General features: G+C 61.4%; 16 protein-coding genes. 8 read left to right on the top strand and 8 right to left on the bottom strand.

The genetic code is table 11. The annotated features are described in order from the left end of the window. Positions 1–5: 5 nt before the first annotated feature. Positions 6–2318, bottom strand: a complete 2313-nt coding sequence (metE, locus tag ACSPX5_RS17785; protein WP_439820003.1) for a 5-methyltetrahydropteroyltriglutamate--homocysteine S-methyltransferase — start codon at positions 2316–2318, stop codon at positions 6–8. 111 nt (positions 2319–2429) lie between these two features. Between metE and metR the strand changes: the two genes are divergently transcribed. Next, positions 2430–3347, top strand: a complete 918-nt coding sequence (gene metR, locus ACSPX5_RS17790; RefSeq protein ID WP_085709456.1) for a transcriptional regulator MetR — start codon at positions 2430–2432, stop codon at positions 3345–3347. Here the strand turns inward: metR and ACSPX5_RS17795 are convergent. From ACSPX5_RS17795 to ACSPX5_RS17810, 4 genes are all read right to left on the bottom strand, one after another. Next, positions 3331–3861, bottom strand: coding sequence for a GNAT family N-acetyltransferase (locus tag ACSPX5_RS17795; RefSeq protein WP_323160758.1), 531 nt, complete (start codon positions 3859–3861; stop codon positions 3331–3333). The genes metR and ACSPX5_RS17795 overlap by 17 nt on opposite strands. 2 nt (positions 3862–3863) lie before the next feature. Further along, positions 3864–4502: a LysE family translocator gene (locus tag ACSPX5_RS17800; protein WP_169431735.1), complete on the bottom strand. Its 639-nt coding sequence runs from the start codon at positions 4500–4502 to the stop codon at positions 3864–3866. Positions 4503–4525: 23 nt separating this feature from the next. After that, entirely contained in the window at positions 4526–4960 is a 435-nt protein-coding gene (locus ACSPX5_RS17805; RefSeq protein ID WP_439820004.1) for an NUDIX hydrolase, read from the bottom strand. A 72-nt stretch (positions 4961–5032) separates the two neighbouring features. Continuing rightward, positions 5033–6388 carry an HD domain-containing phosphohydrolase gene (locus ACSPX5_RS17810; protein WP_439820005.1) on the bottom strand — a complete coding sequence of 452 codons (1356 nt, stop codon included), beginning with the start codon at positions 6386–6388 and terminating at the stop codon, positions 5033–5035. 256 nt (positions 6389–6644) lie between these two features. Here ACSPX5_RS17810 and ACSPX5_RS17815 point away from each other — a divergent pair, with 256 nt between their 5' ends. From ACSPX5_RS17815 to ACSPX5_RS17835, 5 genes are read left to right on the top strand one after another with little or no spacing between them, the layout of a single operon-like run. Further along, positions 6645–8918, top strand: a complete 2274-nt coding sequence (locus ACSPX5_RS17815; protein ID WP_439820006.1) for a GGDEF/EAL domain-containing response regulator — start codon at positions 6645–6647, stop codon at positions 8916–8918. Then, positions 8915–10789, top strand: coding sequence for a putative bifunctional diguanylate cyclase/phosphodiesterase (locus tag ACSPX5_RS17820; RefSeq protein ID WP_169431739.1), 1875 nt, complete (start codon positions 8915–8917; stop codon positions 10787–10789). The genes ACSPX5_RS17815 and ACSPX5_RS17820 overlap by 4 nt, the downstream gene beginning before the upstream one ends. A 41-nt stretch (positions 10790–10830) precedes the next feature. Continuing rightward, on the top strand, positions 10831–11754 hold the full coding sequence (locus tag ACSPX5_RS17825; RefSeq protein ID WP_439822040.1) for a cytochrome-c peroxidase: 924 nt from the start codon (positions 10831–10833) through the stop codon (positions 11752–11754). Next, positions 11754–13568, top strand: a complete 1815-nt coding sequence (locus ACSPX5_RS17830) for a DAHL domain-containing protein (RefSeq protein WP_439822041.1) — start codon at positions 11754–11756, stop codon at positions 13566–13568. Before ACSPX5_RS17825 ends, ACSPX5_RS17830 begins: the two co-directional genes overlap by 1 nt. Beyond that, positions 13565–14968: an ATP-binding protein gene (locus ACSPX5_RS17835; protein WP_169431741.1), complete on the top strand. Its 1404-nt coding sequence runs from the start codon at positions 13565–13567 to the stop codon at positions 14966–14968. The genes ACSPX5_RS17830 and ACSPX5_RS17835 overlap by 4 nt, the downstream gene beginning before the upstream one ends. A gap of 2 nt (positions 14969–14970) precedes the next feature. Here the strand turns inward: ACSPX5_RS17835 and ACSPX5_RS17840 are convergent, their stop codons facing one another. Together ACSPX5_RS17840 and ACSPX5_RS17845 are read right to left on the bottom strand one after the other, a co-directional pair. After that, entirely contained in the window at positions 14971–16296 is a 1326-nt protein-coding gene (locus ACSPX5_RS17840; protein WP_207866704.1) for an APC family permease, read from the bottom strand. 297 nt (positions 16297–16593) lie between these two features. Continuing rightward, positions 16594–17424 carry a carbon-nitrogen hydrolase family protein gene (locus tag ACSPX5_RS17845; RefSeq protein WP_439820007.1) on the bottom strand — a complete coding sequence of 277 codons (831 nt, stop codon included), beginning with the start codon at positions 17422–17424 and terminating at the stop codon, positions 16594–16596. 125 nt (positions 17425–17549) lie between these two features. Between ACSPX5_RS17845 and ACSPX5_RS17850 the strand changes: the two genes are divergently transcribed. Together ACSPX5_RS17850 and ACSPX5_RS17855 are read left to right on the top strand one after the other, a co-directional pair. Continuing rightward, positions 17550–18350: a helix-turn-helix transcriptional regulator gene (locus ACSPX5_RS17850; protein WP_169431744.1), complete on the top strand. Its 801-nt coding sequence runs from the start codon at positions 17550–17552 to the stop codon at positions 18348–18350. Between the two features lie 35 nt (positions 18351–18385). Then, positions 18386–20005, top strand: a complete 1620-nt coding sequence (locus ACSPX5_RS17855) for an FMN-binding glutamate synthase family protein (protein WP_169431745.1) — start codon at positions 18386–18388, stop codon at positions 20003–20005. 11 nt (positions 20006–20016) lie between these two features. Here ACSPX5_RS17855 and ACSPX5_RS17860 read toward each other — a convergent pair whose 3' ends face one another. Next, the gene (locus ACSPX5_RS17860; RefSeq protein WP_439820008.1) at positions 20017–21522 is read right to left on the bottom strand and encodes a glucosyltransferase domain-containing protein; all 1506 of its coding nucleotides are present in this window, start codon (positions 21520–21522) and stop codon (positions 20017–20019) included. Positions 21523–21579 lie beyond the last annotated feature (57 nt).

Consider the following 21579-nt stretch of genomic DNA (forward strand, 5'->3'; position numbering starts at 1 on the left):
GCGTGTTATGCCAACTGACTGCGCAGTTGCCGCGCTGCCGCGACCATATTGACCAGCGCCGCTTCGGTCTCCGGCCAGGCGCGGGTTTTCAGACCGCAATCGGGGTTGACCCACAGACGCTGCGCCGGAATCCGTTTCACCGCCTGGCTCATCAACTTGACCATCTCGGCCGTGTCCGGCACCCGTGGCGAGTGGATGTCGTAGACGCCCGGGCCAATGTCGTTCGGGTAGTCGAACGCTTCGAAGGCGTCCAGCAGTTCCATGTCCGACCGCGAGGTCTCGATGGTGATGACGTCGGCGTCCATGTCGGCGATCGCCTTGATCACATCGTTGAATTCGCTGTAGCACATGTGGGTGTGAATCTGGGTTTCATCCTTCACCCCCGAAGCCGTCAGGCGGAACGCTTCCACCGCCCAATCAAGGTATTCCTGCCATTGCTCACGACGCAGCGGCAGGCCTTCACGGAACGCCGCCTCGTCGATCTGTACGATCTTGATCCCGGCCTTTTCCAGATCCACCACTTCGTCACGCAGGGCCAGCGCCAGTTGTTGTGCCTGAACCTTGCGCGACACGTCTTCGCGGGGGAACGACCACATCAGCATGGTCACGGGGCCGGTCAGCATGCCTTTCATGACCTTGTCGGTCAGGCTCTGGGCGTAGGTGATCCAGTCCACGGTCATGGCGCTCGGACGGGACAGATCGCCATAGATCACCGCCGGTTTCACGCAGCGGGAACCGTAGCTCTGGACCCAGCCGAAGCGCGTGAACAGATAGCCGTCCAGTTGCTCGGCGAAATACTCGACCATGTCGTTGCGCTCGGCTTCACCGTGCACCAGCACATCGAGACCCAGGCGCTCCTGGACTTGCACCACATGGCGGATTTCACTGCGCATGGCGTCGTGGTAATCGTTGGCCGACAGCTTGCCCTGCTTGAACGCCTGACGGGCCAGGCGGATCGAACCGGTCTGTGGGAACGAGCCGATGGTGGTGGTCGGGAACGTCGGCAATTTCAGACGCGCCTGTTGTGCAGCGATGCGTTGCGCAAACGGCGAATGACGTTGGCTGTCGCTGGCGTTGATCGCCTCGATCCGCGCTTGCACTTCGGCCTTGTGAATGCGCGGCGAACGGGCGCGGCTCTGTTGAATGGCGCGGCTGGCGGCCAGTGCGCTTTGCACGTTCGGCGCTTGCGGGTCGTTCAGCGCATCACGCAACACTGAGATTTCGCTGCACTTCTGCACGGCGAATGCCAGCCAGCTTTTCAGCTCCGGGTCGAGCTTGTCTTCGCGCTCGACATCCACCGGACTGTGCAACAACGAGCAGGAACTGCTGACCCACAGGTTGTCGCCAAAACGCTCCTGCGCCGGTTGCAGTTGTGCCAGCGCCTGCTCCAGTTCGCAGCGCCAGACGTTGCGCCCGTTGACCAGACCGACCGACAGAATCTTGTAGGTCGGCAGACGATCAAGCACCTGACCGAGCTGATCCGGCGCACGCACCGCGTCGATGTGCAGGCCTTGCACCGGCAGGCCGACGGCCAGGCCGAGGTTGTCCTGCAGGCCACTGAAATAGGTCGCCACCAGTTTTTTCAGCGGCGAGTACTGAAGGATGTGATAGGCGCGTTCGAAGGCGCTTTTCCAGGCTTGCGGCAGGTCGAGGGTCAGGATCGGTTCGTCGATCTGCACCCACTCCACGCCTTGTGCAGCGAGGCGACCGAGGATTTCGTTGTATACCGGCAGCAGACGCTCAAGCAGATCGAGCTTGTCGAAGCCGTTGCCTTTCGCCTTGCCCAGCCACAGGTAAGTCAGCGGGCCGATGATCACCGGTTTGACGTTGTGACCAAGGGCTTTGGCTTCTTCGACTTCATCGAACAGCTGTTCCCAGCTCAGCTTGAACTGTTGGTCGGCGGTGAATTCCGGGACCAGGTAGTGGTAGTTGGTGTCGAACCACTTGGTCAGCTCTTGGGCGTATTGGGTCTTGCCGTGCTCGCCGCCGCAGCAGGACGCCGTGGCGCCACGGGCCATGGCGAACAGCGTGTCGAGGGTCGGCAGGCCGCGCACATCACGCGCACCGTCAAAGCGCTCGGGGATCACACCGAAGGTCAGCGAGTGGGTCAGCACCTGGTCGTACCAGGCGAAGTCGCCGACCGGCAACAGGTCGATGCCGGCGTCCTTCTGCAATTGCCAGTGCCTGGCGCGCAGCTCACGGCCGACCTGATTCAGCGACGCCTGATCGAGATCGCCTTTCCAATAGGCTTCGAGGGCTTTTTTCAGTTCGCGGTCGGCGCCGATGCGCGGGAAACCAAGGGTGTGGGCCACGGCCATGTCGAGTGTTCTCCATTGCGTAAAAGATGGCGCCATTGTCGACAGCCAGGACAACATGAGACAAACTCAACCTTTTCGTGTTGATCACAAATTTTCCTCATGGAGCCTGCAGTGCTTGAAATCCGTCACCTGAAAACCCTGCATGCCCTGCGCGAAGCCGACAGCCTGGTCGATGCGGCCGACCGTCTGCACCTGACCCAGTCGGCGCTGTCCCACCAGTTCAAGGAGCTGGAAGAGCGCATGGGCATGCCGTTGTTCGTGCGCAAGACCAAACCGGTGCGGTTCACCAGCGCCGGCCTGCGCCTGCTGCAACTGGCCGACGCGACCCTGCCGCTGCTGCGCGCCGCCGAACGTGACATCGGGCGTCTGGCCGGGGGCACCGCCGGACGTCTGCACATGGCCATCGAATGCCATAGCTGCTTCCAGTGGCTGATGCCGACCATCGACCAGTTCCGCGATGCGTGGCCGGAAGTCGAACTCGACCTGGCCTCGGGCTTCTCCTTCGCCCCGCTGCCGGCGCTGGCCCGCGGTGACCTGGATCTGGTGGTGACGTCCGACCCGCTGGAAATCGCCGGCATTACTTACGTGCCGCTGTTCACCTACGAAGCCATGCTGGCGGTCGCCAACCAGCATGCGCTGGCGAGCAAACCGTACATCGTCCCCGAGGACCTGCTGACCGAAACCCTGATCACCTATCCGGTGGAACGGGACCGCCTCGATATTTTCACCCGCTTCCTCGAACCGGCCGACATCGAACCGGCGCAAGTGCGCACTTCCGAGCTGACAGTGATGATGATGCAACTGGTGGCCAGCGGCCGCGGCGTGTGCGGCATGCCGCACTGGGCGCTGCATGAATACAGCTCACGGGGTTACGTAAAGGCCAAGCGGCTGGGTGAGAAAGGTCTGTTTGCGACGTTGTACGCGGCGATCCGCGCCGACATGCTGGACGCGCCGTACATGCGCGATTTCCTGCTGACGGCCAAGGACACCTCGTTCTCGACCCTCGATGGGGTCAGTGCGGTTCGTTGAGGCTGGCGGATGGCACGAAAGGCGCGCACCACATGTGGATCTTGTCGAAGTAGTCCTCGCCGACCCGCACCGCCATCGGTTCGAGGCCGAACTGGATGAAGCCGCAACGCTGGTAAAGCTTGAACGCGGCTTCATTGCCGGCGGTGACAGTCAATTGAATGACCTTCAGCGCCGGATGCTGCTGCGCTTCACCCAGCACGGCTTCCATCAATTTCAACCCCAGCCCGCGCTGGCGAAACTCGGCCGACACATACATGCCGAACACCGTTGCCTTGTGCCGGGCCTTTTCCCGAGGCTCGAACGCCAGGCCGACGATGCCCGCCAGCCGGCCGTCTTCGAACGCGCCAAACACCGCATCGAGCTTGCTGGTCAGGCGCGACTCCCACCAGCTCAGCGGCATTGCTGCGCGTTCGCGCACGCTGGAGGTGAAGGCCTGCGGATGCCGGTCGTAAGCCTCCAGCATCAACTCCCGATAGGCCAGCGCATGACTGGCATCCAGCCTTTCGATCCACATGTTCAAGCTGCCTTGCGCTGCTCAAGCATCAGCCGCAGGGCCAGCCCCCCAAGCACAAACCCCATGAAATAGCGTTGCGCCGCCAGCCAGGACGGATTGTTGACGAACCACGAGGCAATGCCTGCCGCCGACAGGGCAATCAACAGGTTGACGCTGAAGCTGACGCTGATCTGGGTCAGGCCGAGAATGATGCTCTGGCTGAACACCGAGCCATGTTCCGGCGTGATGAACTGCGGAAACACCGAAAGGTAGAACACCGCGATCTTCGGGTTCAGGGCGCTGGTGAGAAAGCCCATGGTGATGAGCTTGCGCGATGAGTCCGCCGGCAATGGCTGCACTTCGAACGGCGAACGGGCACCCGGTTTCACCGCTTGCCAGGCCAGCCACAGCAGGTACAGCGCGCCGGCCCACTTCAAGACTTCATAGGCCATCGGCACCGCGAGAAACACCGCCGTCAGACCGGCCGCCGCCGCGAACAGATGCACGAAGAACCCGGCCACCACGCCGAGCAGCGAAGTCACCCCGGCCTTGCGCCCCTGACAGATCGAACGGGAAATCAGGTAGATCATGTTCGGCCCCGGCGTCAGTACCATCAACAACGCGGCAGCGGCGAAAATCAGCAGGTCTTGAAGCGGGATCATGACGAAGTCCTTTGCACGAATGATCAGGCGATCGCGGTCAGCGAGGCTCGATAAAACGGCAGGATCAGGTCGCGTGTCAATGGGGCGAGAACCACATCACCGTCGGTGGCCGGGTCGATCCAGATCACCTCTTCGATCTCGGCGGCGGGAGAAACGTCGGCGTCGATGGTCAGTTGAAAGATCTCGGCCTGCACGACGAACCCCGGCTCGTTGGCGGCCGGTGCCGAGAACTGGCCGAGAAAGCGCGCCTGCGCCGGATCGATCACCAGCCCCAGTTCTTCTTCCAACTCGCGGGCCAACGCATGCACCGGCAGTTCATGGGTTTCGATCTTGCCGCCCGGTTGCATGAACGCCGTGGTATCGCGCTTGCGCACCAGCAGGGTCTGGCCGTCGTGGTTGAGCAGCAACGCGGCGGCAATACGAATGGTGCGGGAGGAAACAGCGGATACAGGAGTCATGGGTCAGCCACCGGCCTTGAGAAAAACCGCAAGGATCCCATGCCGGCGGCGCCAGCGTCACCTCGTACGACCTCAAGAACTGGCCAGCAACGCCGCTTCGCCCTCCTGCGGCACCTTCACGAACACCTTGTATTTGCCTCCCTCCATCGCTTCGAAACTGATCAGTTTGTCCACCAGCAAAGCGCTCAGGACCTTGCCGGCATTGAGCAGCAACATGCCGTTGTCGGCATTGAGGTTGCGCGCCAGGATCATCCCCGCTGCCAGCTCCCGGGTGCCCATGACCTTGACGTTCGGATCGGTCAGGGTGATGTCGCTGACCATTGCACAGACCTTGATGAAATCCTCGATCAGTTCGGGATCGTAAAGTTTGCCGGCGTACTGGCGCAGGTACAGCAACGCTTCGTCGCTGTTCATTTGCCGCTCGAGAATCAGCCCGCGCTGCAACTCGACGAAATCCACCGCCAGTTTCAGCAGACGCGAACCAAAGGGGATGGCCTCGCCCTTGAGCCGGTCGGGAAAACCGCTGCCGTCCCAGCGCTCCTGGTGATGCAGGATCAGCCGCGCGGCATCCTTCATCGGGTCCAGGGTCATCAACAGCGATTCGCTCTGTTTCGGATAAGCCCGATAGCGGTCGCGCTCGGTGCTGTGCAGCAGGTCCGACGGCGTGGTCATCATGCTGTCGGTCCAGCTCAGCTTGCCGATGTTGTAGAGCGCGGCGGCCATGGTCAGATCGCGGCTGGCGGCTTCGTCCAGCCGGTGCACCTTGCAGTAGCCGCGCACCAGCTCGATGATCTGCCGGTTGGTCTGCTTGGCCGGCGGCAGGCGCAGATTGGCGATCAATGAAAACACTTCAGTGCCGGTCACATAGCTGTGCTTGAGCTCTTCGTAGGCCAGGTCGAGCATGTCGGCGGTCTGCTGCAGTTCGGCGGTACGGGCGGCGACGTGTTTTTCCAGGGTGCTGTTGAGCAGTTTCAATTGTTCGTTTTGCACTCGCGTCAGTTTTTCCAGACGTTCGCGCTCGCGTGCCAGATGCTGATGCTCGAGGGCCTGACGCAAGGTCAGCAGCATTTCCTCGTCGTTCCAGGGTTTGCTGATGTAACGGTGGATCTGCCCTTCGTTGATAGCCTTGATGATCGCCGAAGGGTCGGCGTAGCCGGTGAGCATGATCCGCGCGGTCGCCGGATACCGCTCATGAACAAGAGCCAGCAGCGTAGCCCCATCCATGTTGGGCATGCGCGCGTCGCTCATCACCAGATTCACCGGTTGCTGCTCGAGTATTTCCAGCGCCTGGGCACCGCTGGTGGCCAGCAAGACGTCATAAGGCTGACCGCGCAACAGGCGGCGCAGGCTGTTGAGGATCGGTTCCTCGTCATCGACCAGCAGCACTTTGGGCCGGGGCGGCGAAATCGGGGCGGACGGCTCTTCCATGGCGAAGCCTCGTGAGAAACGTTGGACATGACTGACGCGCCGGCAGACCTCCCCTGCTTGCCCGCGCTTGAATCACAGGCTAGATGATTTTCGCAGGGCGCGTGTAAATCCTCTGTTACACCGCGACAGGCAAAGTTGCGTCCGTGCAACTATGCTCAAGTGGCTGGACGACACCATCGGCCTGAGCGCAGGCATGGGATGAGGGGAAAGGGATGCTCCCGATGACGAATGTGCGTGAACACACGGGTTTTGCGTCATGAGTGCGCAACCCGGACACACCAACCGCCGCGTGCTCATCGTCGACGATACCGCGTCGATCCATGAGGACTTCGCCAAGATCCTCAAACCGGCCACGGCTGAAGCCGACAGCCTGGATGAAACGGAAAGCCTGCTGTTCGGCGATGCGTCCTCCGCCCCCGTCGGACCGAAAGACCGTTTCGAACTGGACTCGGCCTATCAGGGCCGCGAAGCGCTGGACAAAGTCGAAGCCGCACTCGCCGCCGGGCGCCCCTACGCCATGGCCTTCATCGACATGCGCATGCCGCCGGGCTGGGATGGCCTGGAAACCATCGAGCGGCTGTGGCAGGTCGACCCCAAGCTGCAAGTGGCCCTGTGTACCGCTTATTCCGATTACTCCTGGGAAGACATCGACCAGCGGCTGGCCCTGACCGATCGCCTGCTGATCCTGAAAAAACCCTTCGACGCGATAGAAATCCGGCAGATGGCCAGCGCCCTGACGGTCAAGTGGCAAATGACCGAAGACGCCGCCATGAAGATGAACCTGCTGGAGCAGGCTGTTCAGGAACGCACGCGGGAGTTGTCCGACGCCAACATCATCGTGCAGAACAGCCCGACCATCCTGTACAGGCTGCGCGGCGAGCCGTCGTTTCCGTTGATGTACATCTCCCACAACATCACCCGATACGGCCATGTCGCGGCTGATCTGGTGGGTTCGGCCAACTGGGCGCAGACGCTGATTCACCCGGACGATCAGGTCAGTGTCGATACCGCCATGGGCCGGGTGCTCGATCGGCATGCCGAAGGCGCCTCCATCGAGTTTCGCCTGCGTACCGGCGCAGGTGACTGGCGCTGGGTGGAAAACCGCTACATCCCGGTACGCGATCACGACGGCCGACTGCTGGAAGTCGAGGGGATCATTCTTGACATCACCGAGCGCCGGCTGGCCGAAGAAAAGATGCACCTGCTGGCCCGCACCGACGGCCTCACCGGGCTGGCCAATCGCGCCACCCTGATCGAGCGCCTGCATCAGGCCTTCGCCGCCGCTCGCCGGGGTGCGGCCCCCTTCGCGGTGTTTTATCTGGATCTGGACCATTTCAAGCGGATCAACGACACCCTCGGCCATCCGGTCGGCGATTTGCTTTTGCAGGAAGTGGCGCAGCGGATCAAATCGAATGTGCGGGAAAACGACGTGGTCGCACGGCTGGGCGGTGACGAATTCGCGATCCTGCAGTTGGATGTCAGCGACCCGACCCAGTCCGCCACCGTTGCCACCAAGATCCGCGATGCACTGTCGCAGCCTTACCACTTGACGGGCAACGCCTTGCACACCTCCGCCAGTATCGGCATCTGCCTCTACCGGCCCACAAGTCTGGATGCCGACAGTCTGCTGGGCGGCGCCGACATGGCGCTGTACCGCGCCAAGGAAACCGGGCGCAATCAGTACCAGTTCTACTCCGAGCAAATCACTCGGGAAGTGGCCGAGCGCATTACCCTTGCCGAAGAGTTGACGACAGCGCTCATTCAGGGAGGACTGAAGCTCGATTACACGCCGGAAGTGGACATGCACAGCGGCAAGATTCTCGGCATGGCCGCGCAGGTCAAATGGCAACATCCCAGGCTTGGTCTGCTGCCGGCGTCGGCCTTCGTACCGGCAGCGGAAAAGACCGGTGCAATCATCCCGCTCGGTCGCTGGATACTGGATCACGTCTGCTGGCAGATGCGCCAGTGGCAAAACGAGGGCGTGGCGCCGCCGGTGATGGCGATCAAGATCTCTCTGGCGCAGCTCAAGAGCGGCCCCGAGCTCATCTATGACGTGCTGCGCACCACCGCCCGTTGGGAGCTGGCACCGTGGGATCTGCGTTTCGATGTCACGGAAGCGACCCTGGCCCAGACCAAATGGACCCACAACGATGTGCTGCCGCGCCTGAGTGAGCTTGGGGTGAAGATCGCCATCGACGATTTCGGCACCGAATACTCATCGTTCGATTACCTGAAAACCTACCGGGTCAATCACCTCAAACTCTCCCAATACCTGATCGACAGTGCGGCCCAGGATGAAGGCAGCGCCAATACCCTGCGAGCGATCGTCAATTTCGCCCGGGATCTGGCGATCGACATCAGCGCCGAAGGCGTCCAGCCCGCAGATCGGGATGACGCCCTCGCCTCTTCGGCCCCCCTGAAAAACGTGCAAGGCCTTTGCTTCAGGGAAGCGGTCAGCCCCGAACAGGCAGCCCGACTGCTGAAGGACGCAAGTGCAGCCGCCCCGCTGCCCAAGGAGGATGAAGGATGAAAACGCCTTTTCCCCAGACCAACCGGCGCATTCTGATCGTCGACGATACGCCGGCGATCCATGCCGATTTCCGCAAGATCCTCGCCCCCGAGACCGGTGGCGAAGCGGATCTGAGTGGTCTTGAACAGACGCTGTTCGGCACCCGTCAGGCAACGCACCTGACGTTCCAGCTCGACTCCGCCTACCAGGGCCAGGAAGCCTTGAAACTGGTGCAACACGCGCTGGACGAAGGCCGGCCCTACGCCCTCGCCTTCACCGACATGCGCATGCCGCCCGGCTGGGATGGACTGGAAACCATCGAAAAACTCTGGGAAGTCGATCCGAACCTGCAAATTGCATTGTGCACCGCTTACTCCGACTACAGCTGGGAGGCCATGGCCGAGCGCCTGGAATTCGGCGATCAGTTGCTGATCCTGAAAAAGCCGTTCGACACCCTGGAAATCCGCCAGATGGCCAATGCCCTGACCTGGAAATGGCAACTGGCCCAGGACGCAGCGCTGAAGATGCTCAACCTTGAGCAGACCATCGAGGCGCGGGTGCATGAACTGCTCAAGGTCTCGCACCTGCTGCAATACGACAGCCTCACGGGCCTGCCCAACAGCACCTTGCTGGGCGATCGCCTGAGCCAGTCGCTGGCGGCCTGCCGGCGTCACGACAAGCAACTGGTGGTGATGTTTCTCGGCCTGGACCGCTTCAAGCGCATCAACAATGCCCTGGGCCATCCGGCGGGCGACGAAATGCTCAAACGGGTCGGCCAGCAATTGCTGGCCTGCGTGCGCGAATCGGACTCGGTCTTTCGTTATGGCTCCGACGAGTTCGTGGTGATGCTCAGCGACATCAAGCATCCACAGCAGACCCGCAGCATTGCCGAGAAACTACTGAGCGCCATCCGCGCTCCACAGACAATCGTCGGGCATGACGTGAGCGTCACGGCCAGTCTGGGCATCAGCCTCTACCCCGATGACGGGCTCGAGGCCATCGAGCTGATCAAGAAAGCTGAAACGGCCATGCGCAGCGCCAAGGAAAACGGACCGAACGAAATCGGCTTCTTCATCGAAGCCATGAACCAGCGCGCCCGGGAGCAGCAAGGCATCGAGTCGGGTATTCGCCAGGCCCTGCAGCGCCATGAATTCGTCCTGCACTACCAGCCGAAAATCGAGCTGACCAGCGGCCGGGTGGTCGGCGCCGAGGCTCTGGTGCGCTGGCAAAAACCGGGGCATGGCTGGGTGTATCCATCGGAGTTCATTCCAGTGGCCGAAGACAGCGGCCTGATCGTGCCGTTGAGCAAATGGGTGCTGGCCGAGGCCTGTCGGCAGACCCGGGACTGGCAACTGGCGGGGTTGCCGTCGATCCGCATGTCGGTCAACACCTCGGCCATCGACTTTCGCCAGCGGCACTTCGTCGAGGGCATCGAACAGGTGTTGGCACAGACCGGGCTAGATCCCCGTCTGCTGGAACTGGAAATCACCGAAGGCGTGCTGATGCAGAACGTGGACGCAACGATGAGTGCGCTGAACCGGCTGAAAGCCCTGGGTGTCCGGCTGGCCATCGATGACTTCGGCACCGGTTATTCCAGCCTGAGCTACCTGCGGCGGTTTCCCATCGATGTGCTGAAAATCGATCAGTCGTTCATTCGCGGCCTCAGCCATGACAGCAGCGACGCGGCCCTGGTCGGTGCGATCATCAGCCTGGGCAAGAGCCTCAACCTGAACGTCATCGCCGAAGGCGTGGAGACCGCACAACAGCTGGCCTTTCTAAGGGCCCACGAGTGCGAGGAGGGCCAGGGCTTCTACTTCAGCAAAGCCTTGCCGGCAGACTCCTTTGCCCACCTTCTGGTTGACGGGTTGCCTGACCCCTGGAGCGTTGCATGAACACACCGACGACATGCCCGTCACGCAGCGTTTTGTTCCTGATGCTTTTCGCTCCCGGCGTCAATATCGTAGCCGCGCCCCTGGACGAGCCACTGAAGCCGCTGCCTGACATTGCGAAACAGGACCCGAAGCGCGTCGAACTGGGTCGCCGGCTTTTCCAGGATCCACAGCTGTCGGTGAACAACAGCCTGTCCTGCGCCAGTTGTCATCAACTGGACAAGAACGGCGCTGACAGCCGGGCCCTTTCCCTGGGCTTCGATGGACAACCGGTGGCGGTCAACACCCCGACCGTGCTCAACGCCAGCCTCAATTTCCGCCAGTTCTGGGACGGTCGCGTGGAGACGCTGGAGGAACAAAGCAACGTCGTCATCACCAGCCCCCACGAAATGGGCAATGACTGGAACACCGTCGTGCAACGGATCGCCGACGACCCCGGCTATCGCCAGTCTTTCAGCACCGCCTACCCGGATGCCGTGACGAAAGCCAACATCCAGAACGCCCTGACGAGCTACGAACGCACACTGCTGACACCCGGCTCACGCTTCGATCAGTACCTGCTGGGCAACACCGACATCCTGACCCTCGATGAGAAATACGGCTATCAGCGCTTCAAGGACTACGGCTGCATTGCCTGCCATCAGGGCGTGAACATCGGCGGCAACATGTACCAGAAGTTCGGGGTGTTCGGTGACTACATCGCCGATCGTGGCAACCCGACGGTGGCCGACCAGGGCCGGTTCAACGTCACTGGTGACGAAAACGATCGGGCCGTGTTCAAGGTGCCGAGCCTGCGCAACGTCGCACTGACCGCGCCGTATTTCCACGACGGTTCGGCGCCCACCCTCGAACGGGCCGTGGACGTGATGTTCCAGTATCAGTTGGGCCGCATGCCGAGCGAGCAAGACAAGGCACTGATCATCGAGTTTCTCAAGACCCTGACCGGACACTGGGAGGGTCAGCCATGATGAAAACAGTCTCGGGGCGGCGCAGCCTGCTGTTGCTCAGCCTCCTCGCCGTATTGCTGGCCTCGATCCTGGTGTTTCTGTACCTCAAGTCCAGTTCCGAGCAGACCACCACCTACACCGAATCCCGGGACCTGATCCGTCAGATCAAGCAACAGGATTCGCAGTGGGAAAGTGAAGTCCTCAAGTCCCGGGTGGCGATCACCCACAATTACGACCCGCTGATCTCGCCGATGAACGAGATGAATCGCCTGTGGGCACGTTTCGAATCCATGGAATCCGGGCATGGACGGGACGAATCCACGCAATGGGCTGATGCCCACGAACGCTACCTGGACGCCTGGCAGGAAAAAGCCCGCCTGGTGGAACAGTTCAAGTCGCACAACGCGCTGTTGCGCAACTCCCTGGCTTTTCTGCCCAGTGCCGAGGATGACATTCAGGCACAACTGGCCAATCTGTCCGACCTCGACAAGATTCAGTTGCAGAACATCGTCACCGACACCTATGACCTGTTGCTCAGTGCACTGGAATTTGCCCAGGTCGCCTCCGCCGACAAGGCCTCCGACATCGAGGTGGGCCTGAACAAACTGGCGGTGAACGCACAACGTCTGCCGGCGGATTTTCAAACCCCGATCAGGATCCTGAGCAATCACATCGCCCTGATCCTGCGCGAGCAACCGATCGTCAACCGCCTGCTCGATCAGATCGAGGCAATTCCCGTGGACGAGCGTCTGGACACCATCACCAACATGCTCGACCTGGATCAGCAACAGGCCGAACGAACCGACCAGAAATACCATTTCTACCTGCTGCTGTTTTCTGTCCTGCTGATGTTGTCGCTGCTGTGGCTGGCCATCCGCCTGATCCGCAGTTTTGCCGAGATCAACCGGGTCAATGCGGCCCTGCAAACGGCCAACGATGTGCTCGAACAACGGGTCGACGAACGGACCCGCGAACTGAAGAACGTGCAGAGCGAACTGCTCGACGCCGCACGCCAGGCCGGCATGGCGGAAATCGCCACCAACGTGTTGCACAACGTCGGCAACGTGCTCAACAGCGTGAACATTTCCTCCGACCTGATCTCGCGGAAACTGCGCAGCAGCAAGGCCTTGGGACTCGGCAAGGCGATGCAGCTGATCAACGAACACCCGGACGACCTCGGGTCGTTTCTGACCGAGGACGCCAAGGGCAAGCTGCTGCCCGGCTACCTCAACCAACTGGTGGGCGCCATCGCCCAGGAACAGCAGGAAATGGCCGACGAACTGACCCAGATGAACAAGAGCGTCGATCACATCAAGGACATCGTCGCCACCCAGCAATCCTATGCCGGGGCCAACAGCATGACCGAGCCGCTGTACGTCAACGAACTGCTCGAAGACGCCCTGCGCATGAATGCCGGGGCGCTCACCCGACATCACGTCACGGTGGTCAAGGAATACGGCGACGTGCCCCAGGTGATGGGCGACAAGCACCGTCTGCTGCTGATCCTGATCAACCTGATCAGCAACGCCAAGTACGCGATGTCCGATCTCAGCAACCGCCCGCGGACCATGACCCTGGCGGTGAAGATCGTCGATGACGGCTTTCTGGAGATCAGCGTCAGGGACGATGGCGAGGGCATCGCACCGGAGAACATGACGCGGATCTTTGCCCACGGCTTCACCACCCGCAAGGACGGCCACGGCTTCGGTCTGCACAGCTGCGCCCTGGCGGCCATCGAGATGAACGGCCATCTCACCGCCCACAGCGACGGGCCTGGCCAAGGCGCCCTGTTCACTTTGCAGATCCCGCTGATCACGGTAACGGAGAACGCATGAGCGAACTGTCGAACCGCCGCATCCTGCTGATCGACGACATGCCGTCGATCCATGAAGACTTTCGCAAGATCCTCACCCCGAACCGGGCGCAGTCGGCGGAACTGGACGAGATGGAAGCCGCCCTGTTCGGCGCCCCTGCCAAGCCCCGACGGGCGATGTTCGAACTGGACTCGGCCTATGGTGGCGAAGAAGGCCTGGCCAAACTCAATCTGGCCTTGCAGGAGCAATGCCCGTACGCCCTGGCCTTTGTCGACATGCGCATGCCCGATGGCTGGGACGGAGCAAAGACCATCGAGCAATTGTGGCTGCAGGATCCACAACTGCAGGTGGTGGTCTGCACCGCCTATTCCGACTATTCCTGGGACGAACTGCTGGATCGCCTGCACGCCCATGACCGGCTGCTGATCCTGAAAAAGCCCTTCGACAACATCGAAGTCCAGCAGATGGCCAACACCCTGTTGACCAAATGGCAGATGACCGAACGCGCCTCGCTGCAAATGCATCACCTGGAACACCTGGTGGACCAGCGCACCGCTCAGTTCAAGCAGGCCAGCGAAGCCTTGCAGCGGGAGATCGATGAACGCAAGCAACTGGAAGGTCAGCTGGTGCAGTCGGAAAAGCTCGCCTCGCTGGGGCAACTGGCCGCCGGGGTGGCCCACGAAATCAACAACCCGATCGGCTTCGTTTCCTCCAACCTCGGCACCCTCGACGGTTACTTCCAGCAACTGCTGGCCATGCTCGGCGCCTATCACAGCGCCGGGCAGGAATTGCCCGCCGAAGCCGCCGCGCAGTTGCAGCAATTGCGCGAGCACCTGGAACTGGACTATCTGCTGGAAGACATCCCGACGCTGATCCGGGAATCCAAGGAAGGCATCGGGCGCGTCGGACAGATCGTCCGGGATCTCAAGGATTTCTCCCGGGTCGACAGCCATCAGGAATGGCAGTGGGCCAATCTGCAACAGGGCATCGAATCGACTCTGAACATCGTTGCCGGCGAGCTCAAGTACAAGGCCGATGTGATCAAGGAATACCAGGATCTGCCGGACATCGAATGCCTGCCCTCGCAAATCAATCAGGTGATCATGAACCTGGTGGTCAACGCGGCGCAGGCCATGGGTCCGGAGCGCGGCACCATCACCCTGCGCACCGGGGTGCAGGGCGAAACGGCAATCATCGAAGTGGCCGACACCGGTTCGGGCATCGCCCCCGAGACCCTGCAGAAAATCTTCGACCCGTTCTTCACCACCAAACCGGTGGGCCAGGGGACAGGCCTGGGTCTGTCCCTGTCCTACGGCATCGTGAAAAAGCACGGCGGGGACATTTCAGTCAGCAGCACCCTGGGCGCCGGCACGACGTTTCGCGTGCAATTGCCGTTGCGCCAGACCCGGCCTGCGGCCTGAGGTCAGGTCGCTTCCTGGAAATCCATCTCCGGTGGCTGGCGTCGGAAACCGCCGGTCAGCACCGCCAGATACACCACACCAATCGCCAGCCAGCTCAGGCCCAGATACACCGCCAGGTGATCGAGGCTCACCATCAGCCACAAGTCCGCGACCAGGCCGATGAACGGGAACACCAGAAACAGCAGCAGCTCGCGCGGGCCTTTCTTCTCGCCGCCAATCCAGTAATGGAAGATCACTGACAGGTTGACCAGGCTGAACGCCAGGAAAGCACCGAAGTTGATGAACGAGGTCGAGGTGGTCACATCGAGTTTCAATGCGAGCAAGGCCACCACGGCGCAAAGCAGGATGCTGTTGACCGGCGTGCCGAAGCGCTCGTGCAAGGTGCCGAAAAACGACTTGGGCAACACACCGTCACGCCCCATCGCGAACAACAGGCGCGAACCGCTGGCCTGGGCAGACAGTCCCGAGGCGAACTGACCGACGATCAGGCCGATGAGGAAGATCGACACGAACAGGTCGCCACCGATGTTGCGCGCAATCTCGTAGGCCGCCGAGTCGACGCTGTCGAACTGGAACGACGGGTGAGCGATCTGCACGAAGTACGATACACCGACGAAAATCAGCCCGCCGATCAGGGTGATCAACATGATTGCCCGAGGGATGGTGCGGCGTGGATCACGGGTTTCTTCGGTGAGGGTGCTGACAGCGTCGAAACCGAGGAACGAGTAGCAGGCGATGGCGGCCCCGCTCATGATCAGCGGCATCTGCATGTCGCCATTGAAGAACGGTTTGATCGACCACAGCGGCGTGCTGGCATCGCCACCGACGTAGTGCACGCACAGCGCGACAAAGGCGACCAGCACCAGAAATTGCACCAGCATCAGCAAGGCGTTGATGCCGTTGGCGAGCTTCAGGCCGATGACGTTGATGGCGCTGGTGATGCCGATGAACGCCAGCACCCAGATCCACTGCGGGATCGAGGGGAAGGCCGAAGCGAGGTACGCGGCGCCGATCAGCCAGATCGCCATCGGCAGAAACAGATAATCGAGCAGCACCGCCCAACCGGCGATGAAGCCGAGTTTCGGGCTGATGGCCTTGCGCACATAGCTGTAGGCCGAGCCGGCCACCGGGAACGCGGCGGCCATGCGCCCGTAGCTCATGGCGGTGAAAAACATCGCCACCAGCGCCGCCAGATACGCGGCGGGCACCATGCCAGCGGTGGACTGGGCGAGGATGCCGAACGTGCCGAGGACAATGATCGGCGTCATGTAGGCGATGCCGAACAGCACCACCGACCCCAGCGAAAGGGTGCGTTGCAAACGAGCCATGGGCGACTTACTCCGGATTTTATTGGATTTATGGCAGAGGCCGAGTTCGGCGAATGTTTTGGGTGTTGTTTGTTTTTTTGTTCGACTGGAGATCCTTACCCCCCTCACCCCAGCCCTCCCGAAACGTCGGACCGCCCCCAAGGGGGCGAGGGGGAAAGGGAGCCGATCTCCATGCTTTTCAAGACCTGAGTTCGACTGGGTATTTCAGGTCGGCGTAACTTGAGAGAACACCTCGGTCAGTCCCCTCTCCCTCCGGGCGGTCCGACGTTTCGGGAGGGTTAGGGTGAGGGCTGGGGTTCAACGGTGTGGAATAAGCAACTCCCGAACACCACCATCCCGCTCCACCACCTCCCCCGGCAACCTCAACCGCTGATCATCCAGATACCGATAATCCTTGCGCGCCAGCTCCAGCTGAGCGAAATCCAGCTCGACGCTGAACCGCCCCTCCTCACGCCCGGCCTCGAACAGCAGCGTGCCCAGCGGATCCACCAGCGCACTGCCGCCGGCGAACATCAACCCGTCATCCCCGGCTTCCACACGGTTGACCATCAGCGCAAACGCCTGGTTTTCCTGAGCCCGGGCCATGATCGCGGTGCGGTGGGTCGGGCCGTACGGGTCCATGTTGCCGTTGGTCACGATCAGCAATTCGGCGCCCAGTTGCGCCAGGGCCCGGGCCGATTCCGGAAACTCGATGTCGTAGCAGATCAGCAAACCGACCCGAACACCGTTCCACAGGCACGTGGCGTAACGGTCGCCGGCCTCGAACACGCCGCGGTCCGACGCCCAGAGGTGGGTCTTGCGGTATTTCAGGGCGATGCCTTCCGGAGTAATCAGCAGCGTGGTGTTGTAGAAGCGGCCGTTGTCGTTCTCGGCCATGCCGATCACCACGGCGAGGTTGCGTTCACGGGCGGCAGCCTGCACGGCGCTGACGGTCGGGCCGTCCAGCGGCTCGGCGATCTGCGCCACAGTGTCGGCCGTCGGGAAGCCCATCAGGTGAGTCTCGGGGAACACGATCAGTTGCGTGTCGGCGGCGCAGGCCGCAATCGCCGCAATCGCCGCGAGTGCGCGTTCGAGGTTGTACGCCGTGTCTTTGTCACGGCCCGCCAGTTGGGCGAGTTCGACTTTCATGGGGAGTCCTTGTTATGAGCGCCGGGTGCCGAAAGATTGCCCGGCGACTGTCTGTGGGCCAGTATGCTTCGCATTCGACCGGCCAGGGAATTACGCGGCCGGGGTAACCCGATAGGGGTAGAGGCATGACTGTTTCGTTTGACGACATCACCTGGCACCGCGCCGTCGGGCAGTTGATCGACGCCCTCGACAAGCCGAATTTCTGGGCGCAACTGGTGCGCCTGCTCGACCAGTACGTCACGTTCGATAGCTGGGTGGCGCTGCTGTTCAGCGCCGACCGCCATCCGCAGGTGTTCGCCGAATGCCCCGGCGCCGACGGCAGTCCCGACCAGTTGTTCCAGGATTACCTGCGCGGGTTGTACCTGCTCGACCCGTTCTACATCGCCTGCCGCGAGCAATCGCGCACCGGGTTGTATCGCCTGTCGGAGGTCGCACCGGAGCACTTCGAATTGACCGAGTATTACCAGCGATACTTTCGTCTGAATGTGGTGGCCGACGAAATCCAGTTCAATTGCCAGCTCGAAGGCGACCGCACGCTGTGCCTGTCACTGGGCAGCCAGCAGCGCTTCAGCGGCGAGCAGATTGCCTTGCTGTCGCTGATCCAGCCGTGGGTGCTCGGCCTGTTGCGCCAGCGCCTGCCCTACGAAATCAATGAAACCCTGGCATTGGCACCGGCGCCTGCGCAACCGGACTGGCGGGTGCAGCTCGAAGCGTCGGTGCAGCAACTCAAGGGCGCGCAACTGACCGCCCGGGAACTGGATGTCGGGCGTTTGATGCTCAGCGGTTGCTCCAGTAAAGAAATCGCCCGTAAGCTGGAAATCTCTGTTGAAACCGTGAAAGTCCATAAGAAACACATGTACAGCAAGCTGGGGATCAAATCCCAGTCGGAGCTGTTTTCGATCTTTCTGCAGGCGCAGAACGCCTGACTGCCGCAAAAAACCGTCCGAACCAAGGAAACCGTATGAGCCTGTCACTTCTGAGCCGCTACGCCTTCTTTGCCGTCTGCGTGATTTTCACCCTCGCCAGCCTGCCCTTTCTCGAACACGACTGGCTGTGGCCGATCACTGCCGTTACCGGCGTGTTGAGCCTGCTGGGTCTGTTCGACCTGATGCAAAGCCCCCACGCGGTGCGCCGCAACTACCCGATCCTGGGCAACATCCGTTACCTGGTCGAAGGCATCCGCCCGGAGATCCGCCAGTACCTGCTGGAATCCGACAGCGACGCCCTGCCCTTCTCCCGCGCCCAGCGTTCGCTGGTGTACTCGCGAGCCAAGAATGAAAGCGCCGACAAACCGTTCGGCACCTTGATCGACGTCTACCAATCCGGTTTCGAATTCATCGGCCACTCGATGCGCCCGGCGCCGTTGAGCGACCCGAGCAGCTTTCGCGTTACCGTCGGTGGCCCGCAGTGTACCCAGCCGTATTCGGCGTCGGTGTTCAACATCTCGGCCATGAGTTTTGGCTCCCTCAGTGCCAACGCGATCCGTGCGCTGAACCAGGGTGCGAAACTCGGCAACTTCGCCCACGACACCGGCGAAGGCAGCATCAGCCCGTATCACCGCGAACACGGCGGCGACCTGACTTGGGAGCTGGGCAGCGGCTATTTCGGTTGCCGCACCAGCGACGGCCGCTTCGACCCCGAACGCTTCGCCGCCCAGGCACAGACCCCACAAGTGCGGATGATCGAAATCAAGATGAGCCAGGGCGCCAAACCCGGCCACGGCGGGATTCTGCCCAAGCACAAAGTGACCCAGGAAATCGCCGACACCCGCGGCATCCTGATGGGCGAAGACTGCATTTCACCGTCCCGCCACAGCGCGTTCTCCACACCGATCGAGATGATGCATTTCATACAGCAACTGCGTGAATTGTCTGGCGGCAAACCGGTGGGCTTCAAGTTCTGCCTCGGTCATCCATGGGAGTTCATGGGCATCGCCAAAGCCATGCTCGAAACCGGGATCCTGCCGGACTTCATCGTGGTCGACGGCAAGGAAGGTGGCACCGGCGCCGCGCCGGTGGAATTCACCGACCACATCGGCGTACCGATGCGCGAAGGTCTGCTGTTCGTACACAACACGCTGGTCGGCCTGAACCTGCGGGACAAGATCAAACTCGGCGCCAGCGGCAAGATCGTCAGTGCCTTCGACATCGCCAGCGTGCTGGCCATCGGCGCCGACTGGGCCAACTCGGCGCGCGGTTTCATGTTCGCCATCGGCTGCATCCAGTCGCAAAGCTGCCACACCAACAAATGCCCGACCGGCGTCGCCACCCAGGACAACCTCCGCCAGCGCGCGCTGGTGGTGCCGGACAAGGCCCAGCGGGTCTACAACTTCCATCGCAACACGTTGAAGGCGCTGGCGGAAATGCTCGCCGCCGCCGGCCTCGATCATCCGTCGCAACTGTCGGCCAAGCACTTGGTACGGCGCATGTCGGCGACTGAAATCAAACTGTTCTCGCAACTGCATGTGTTTTTGAAACCTGGGGAATTGCTCACCGGGGAAGTGAACGGCGAGTTCTATTCGCGGATGTGGCAGATGGCGCGGGCGGACAGTTTTGAGCCGCAGGAAATCGCGGCGGCCTAGACTCTGAACGGTCACCATTGCAGCAAGCGGCCGTGGGGCGGCTCCTTCATCACGATGAAGCCGTAGTCGCCAATCAGGTAAAGCCGGTAATAGAGGCTGTCCACTAAGGGTGGATAGCCCATCAGACCGACGCGGGTCGCGTTGCGCCGCTCCCGCTCGGCGACCACGTTGGTGATGCCGGCCGAAGGCAGATTTTCGGCGAGCATGAAGTAATCGATGTTCAGCAGATATTGCAGCACCGGCAACTGTTTGAACGTACCCACCGCCCCCGCCAGCCAGCGGTCGGAGTACGTCACCGAGATATAAATCCGTTTGGCTTCGCGCAGTTCGCGATGGGATGAAATGTCGTGGCTCAGGCTGTTGAGAGCACTGCTGGCGAAGGTTTTTTCCATCGTCAGCACCCGCCCGTACGCGAAGGACAGCGACAGCGTGGCCAGAAGCGGAATTGCCAACAACAGGGACAGCCGCGAGTGCAGCGACGTCAATCCGATACAGGCCAGATAGAACAGCATCATCAGCAGTACGCCAAACCCCATCAGAGTTCGGGCACCTTCGTTGAAATCGCGAAACAACAGCGTCATCCCCGGCACCAGCAACACAATCAGCGGCAAAGTCAGAAGGCAGCCAACGCTCAGGAGCCGGCCCTTTGCGGGTGGTTCCTGGCGCAGGCGAATTTGCCGTCCCATCCGTACACCACCGAACAATGCGCACAGAAGTAATACGACGAACACTGCTGTGTAGCCACTGTGAAACAGCAGCGCCACCTTCTCCATGACCCGGCCAAAATTGATGCTGATCTGCAGCAGTGGATCAGCACTGAGGTTGAGCAATTCGGTGCGTGTGGAATCCGTGAACGGATAGGCCGTGACCGCGTAGATCGACACGCCCAGCACCAGTTGCGCCAGCCGCCAGCCTGATTGGCGCCAGAGCTCATCCCATGGCACTCGCGCGTGAACATGCCTGAGCAACTCCACACAACACAGTCCAAGAAACACATTGAGGCTGATCTGATACAGCCCGATCGCCAGCGCCAGCAGCACCGAAGGGACCAGCCATCGCTGTATTCGCGAAGTACCGCCAAACGTGATCGCGTAAATCACCGCAACGAGACTCAGGGCCATGCCGGCCCCGTCGTATTGATAGGACAGGTTCTGCAACAGGAAAGGGTTGTACCAGAGCGGCAACGGCACCAGACAACAGGCCAGGGTCGGTTCAGGAAAATAGTGAAAGGTCAGCCGCGTCAGGGCAAAAGACATGGCCACCGTGGCGATCAACAGCGGCAATGGAAAAATATTCGGTGCAGCGCCGGTGAACGTCAGCGCCTGATACAGCCAGTCCATGAACAACCGCCCCTGCCCCGCCCAGGCGTTGCCGGCGGCCAGGGTCCGCCAGTTGTCGTCGATGTAGGGGAAGTCGGCGAGGATCAGCGGCAGGATGTACAGCGTCGTGGCGAGCAGGAAGAACAGCACGACCTGACGGTGGCCGAGTTCTCGGTCGACAAAATCACTCATCCTCATGTCCGTGCCTCTGAATTGGTTGCCACCGATTCGATCACTAAACGTTGGAAAGCGGCT

It is taken from the genome of Pseudomonas sp. HLG18, from assembly GCF_051903985.1.
Classification (GTDB): Bacteria; Pseudomonadota; Gammaproteobacteria; order Pseudomonadales; family Pseudomonadaceae; genus Aquipseudomonas; species Aquipseudomonas fluorescens_BT.

Bases quoted from the DNA above. Each gene is read 5' to 3' on its own strand.
- metE (WP_439820003.1), bottom strand. From the start codon at position 2,318: ATGGCCGTGGCCCACACCCTTGGTTTCCCGCGCATCGGCGCCGACCGC.
- ACSPX5_RS17795 (WP_323160758.1), bottom strand. From the start codon at position 3,861: ATGTGGATCGAAAGGCTGGATGCCAGTCATGCGCTGGCCTATCGGGAG.
- ACSPX5_RS17800 (WP_169431735.1), bottom strand. From the start codon at position 4,502: ATGATCCCGCTTCAAGACCTGCTGATTTTCGCCGCTGCCGCGTTGTTG.
- ACSPX5_RS17805 (WP_439820004.1), bottom strand. From the start codon at position 4,960: ATGACTCCTGTATCCGCTGTTTCCTCCCGCACCATTCGTATTGCCGCC.
- ACSPX5_RS17810 (WP_439820005.1), bottom strand. From the start codon at position 6,388: ATGGAAGAGCCGTCCGCCCCGATTTCGCCGCCCCGGCCCAAAGTGCTG.
- ACSPX5_RS17815 (WP_439820006.1), top strand. From the start codon at position 6,645: ATGAGTGCGCAACCCGGACACACCAACCGCCGCGTGCTCATCGTCGAC.
- ACSPX5_RS17820 (WP_169431739.1), top strand. From the start codon at position 8,915: ATGAAAACGCCTTTTCCCCAGACCAACCGGCGCATTCTGATCGTCGAC.
- ACSPX5_RS17825 (WP_439822040.1), top strand. From the start codon at position 10,831: ATGCTTTTCGCTCCCGGCGTCAATATCGTAGCCGCGCCCCTGGACGAG.
- ACSPX5_RS17830 (WP_439822041.1), top strand. From the start codon at position 11,754: ATGAAAACAGTCTCGGGGCGGCGCAGCCTGCTGTTGCTCAGCCTCCTC.
- ACSPX5_RS17835 (WP_169431741.1), top strand. From the start codon at position 13,565: ATGAGCGAACTGTCGAACCGCCGCATCCTGCTGATCGACGACATGCCG.
- ACSPX5_RS17840 (WP_207866704.1), bottom strand. From the start codon at position 16,296: ATGGCTCGTTTGCAACGCACCCTTTCGCTGGGGTCGGTGGTGCTGTTC.
- ACSPX5_RS17845 (WP_439820007.1), bottom strand. From the start codon at position 17,424: ATGAAAGTCGAACTCGCCCAACTGGCGGGCCGTGACAAAGACACGGCG.
- ACSPX5_RS17850 (WP_169431744.1), top strand. From the start codon at position 17,550: ATGACTGTTTCGTTTGACGACATCACCTGGCACCGCGCCGTCGGGCAG.
- ACSPX5_RS17855 (WP_169431745.1), top strand. From the start codon at position 18,386: ATGAGCCTGTCACTTCTGAGCCGCTACGCCTTCTTTGCCGTCTGCGTG.
- ACSPX5_RS17860 (WP_439820008.1), bottom strand. From the start codon at position 21,522: ATGAGGATGAGTGATTTTGTCGACCGAGAACTCGGCCACCGTCAGGTC.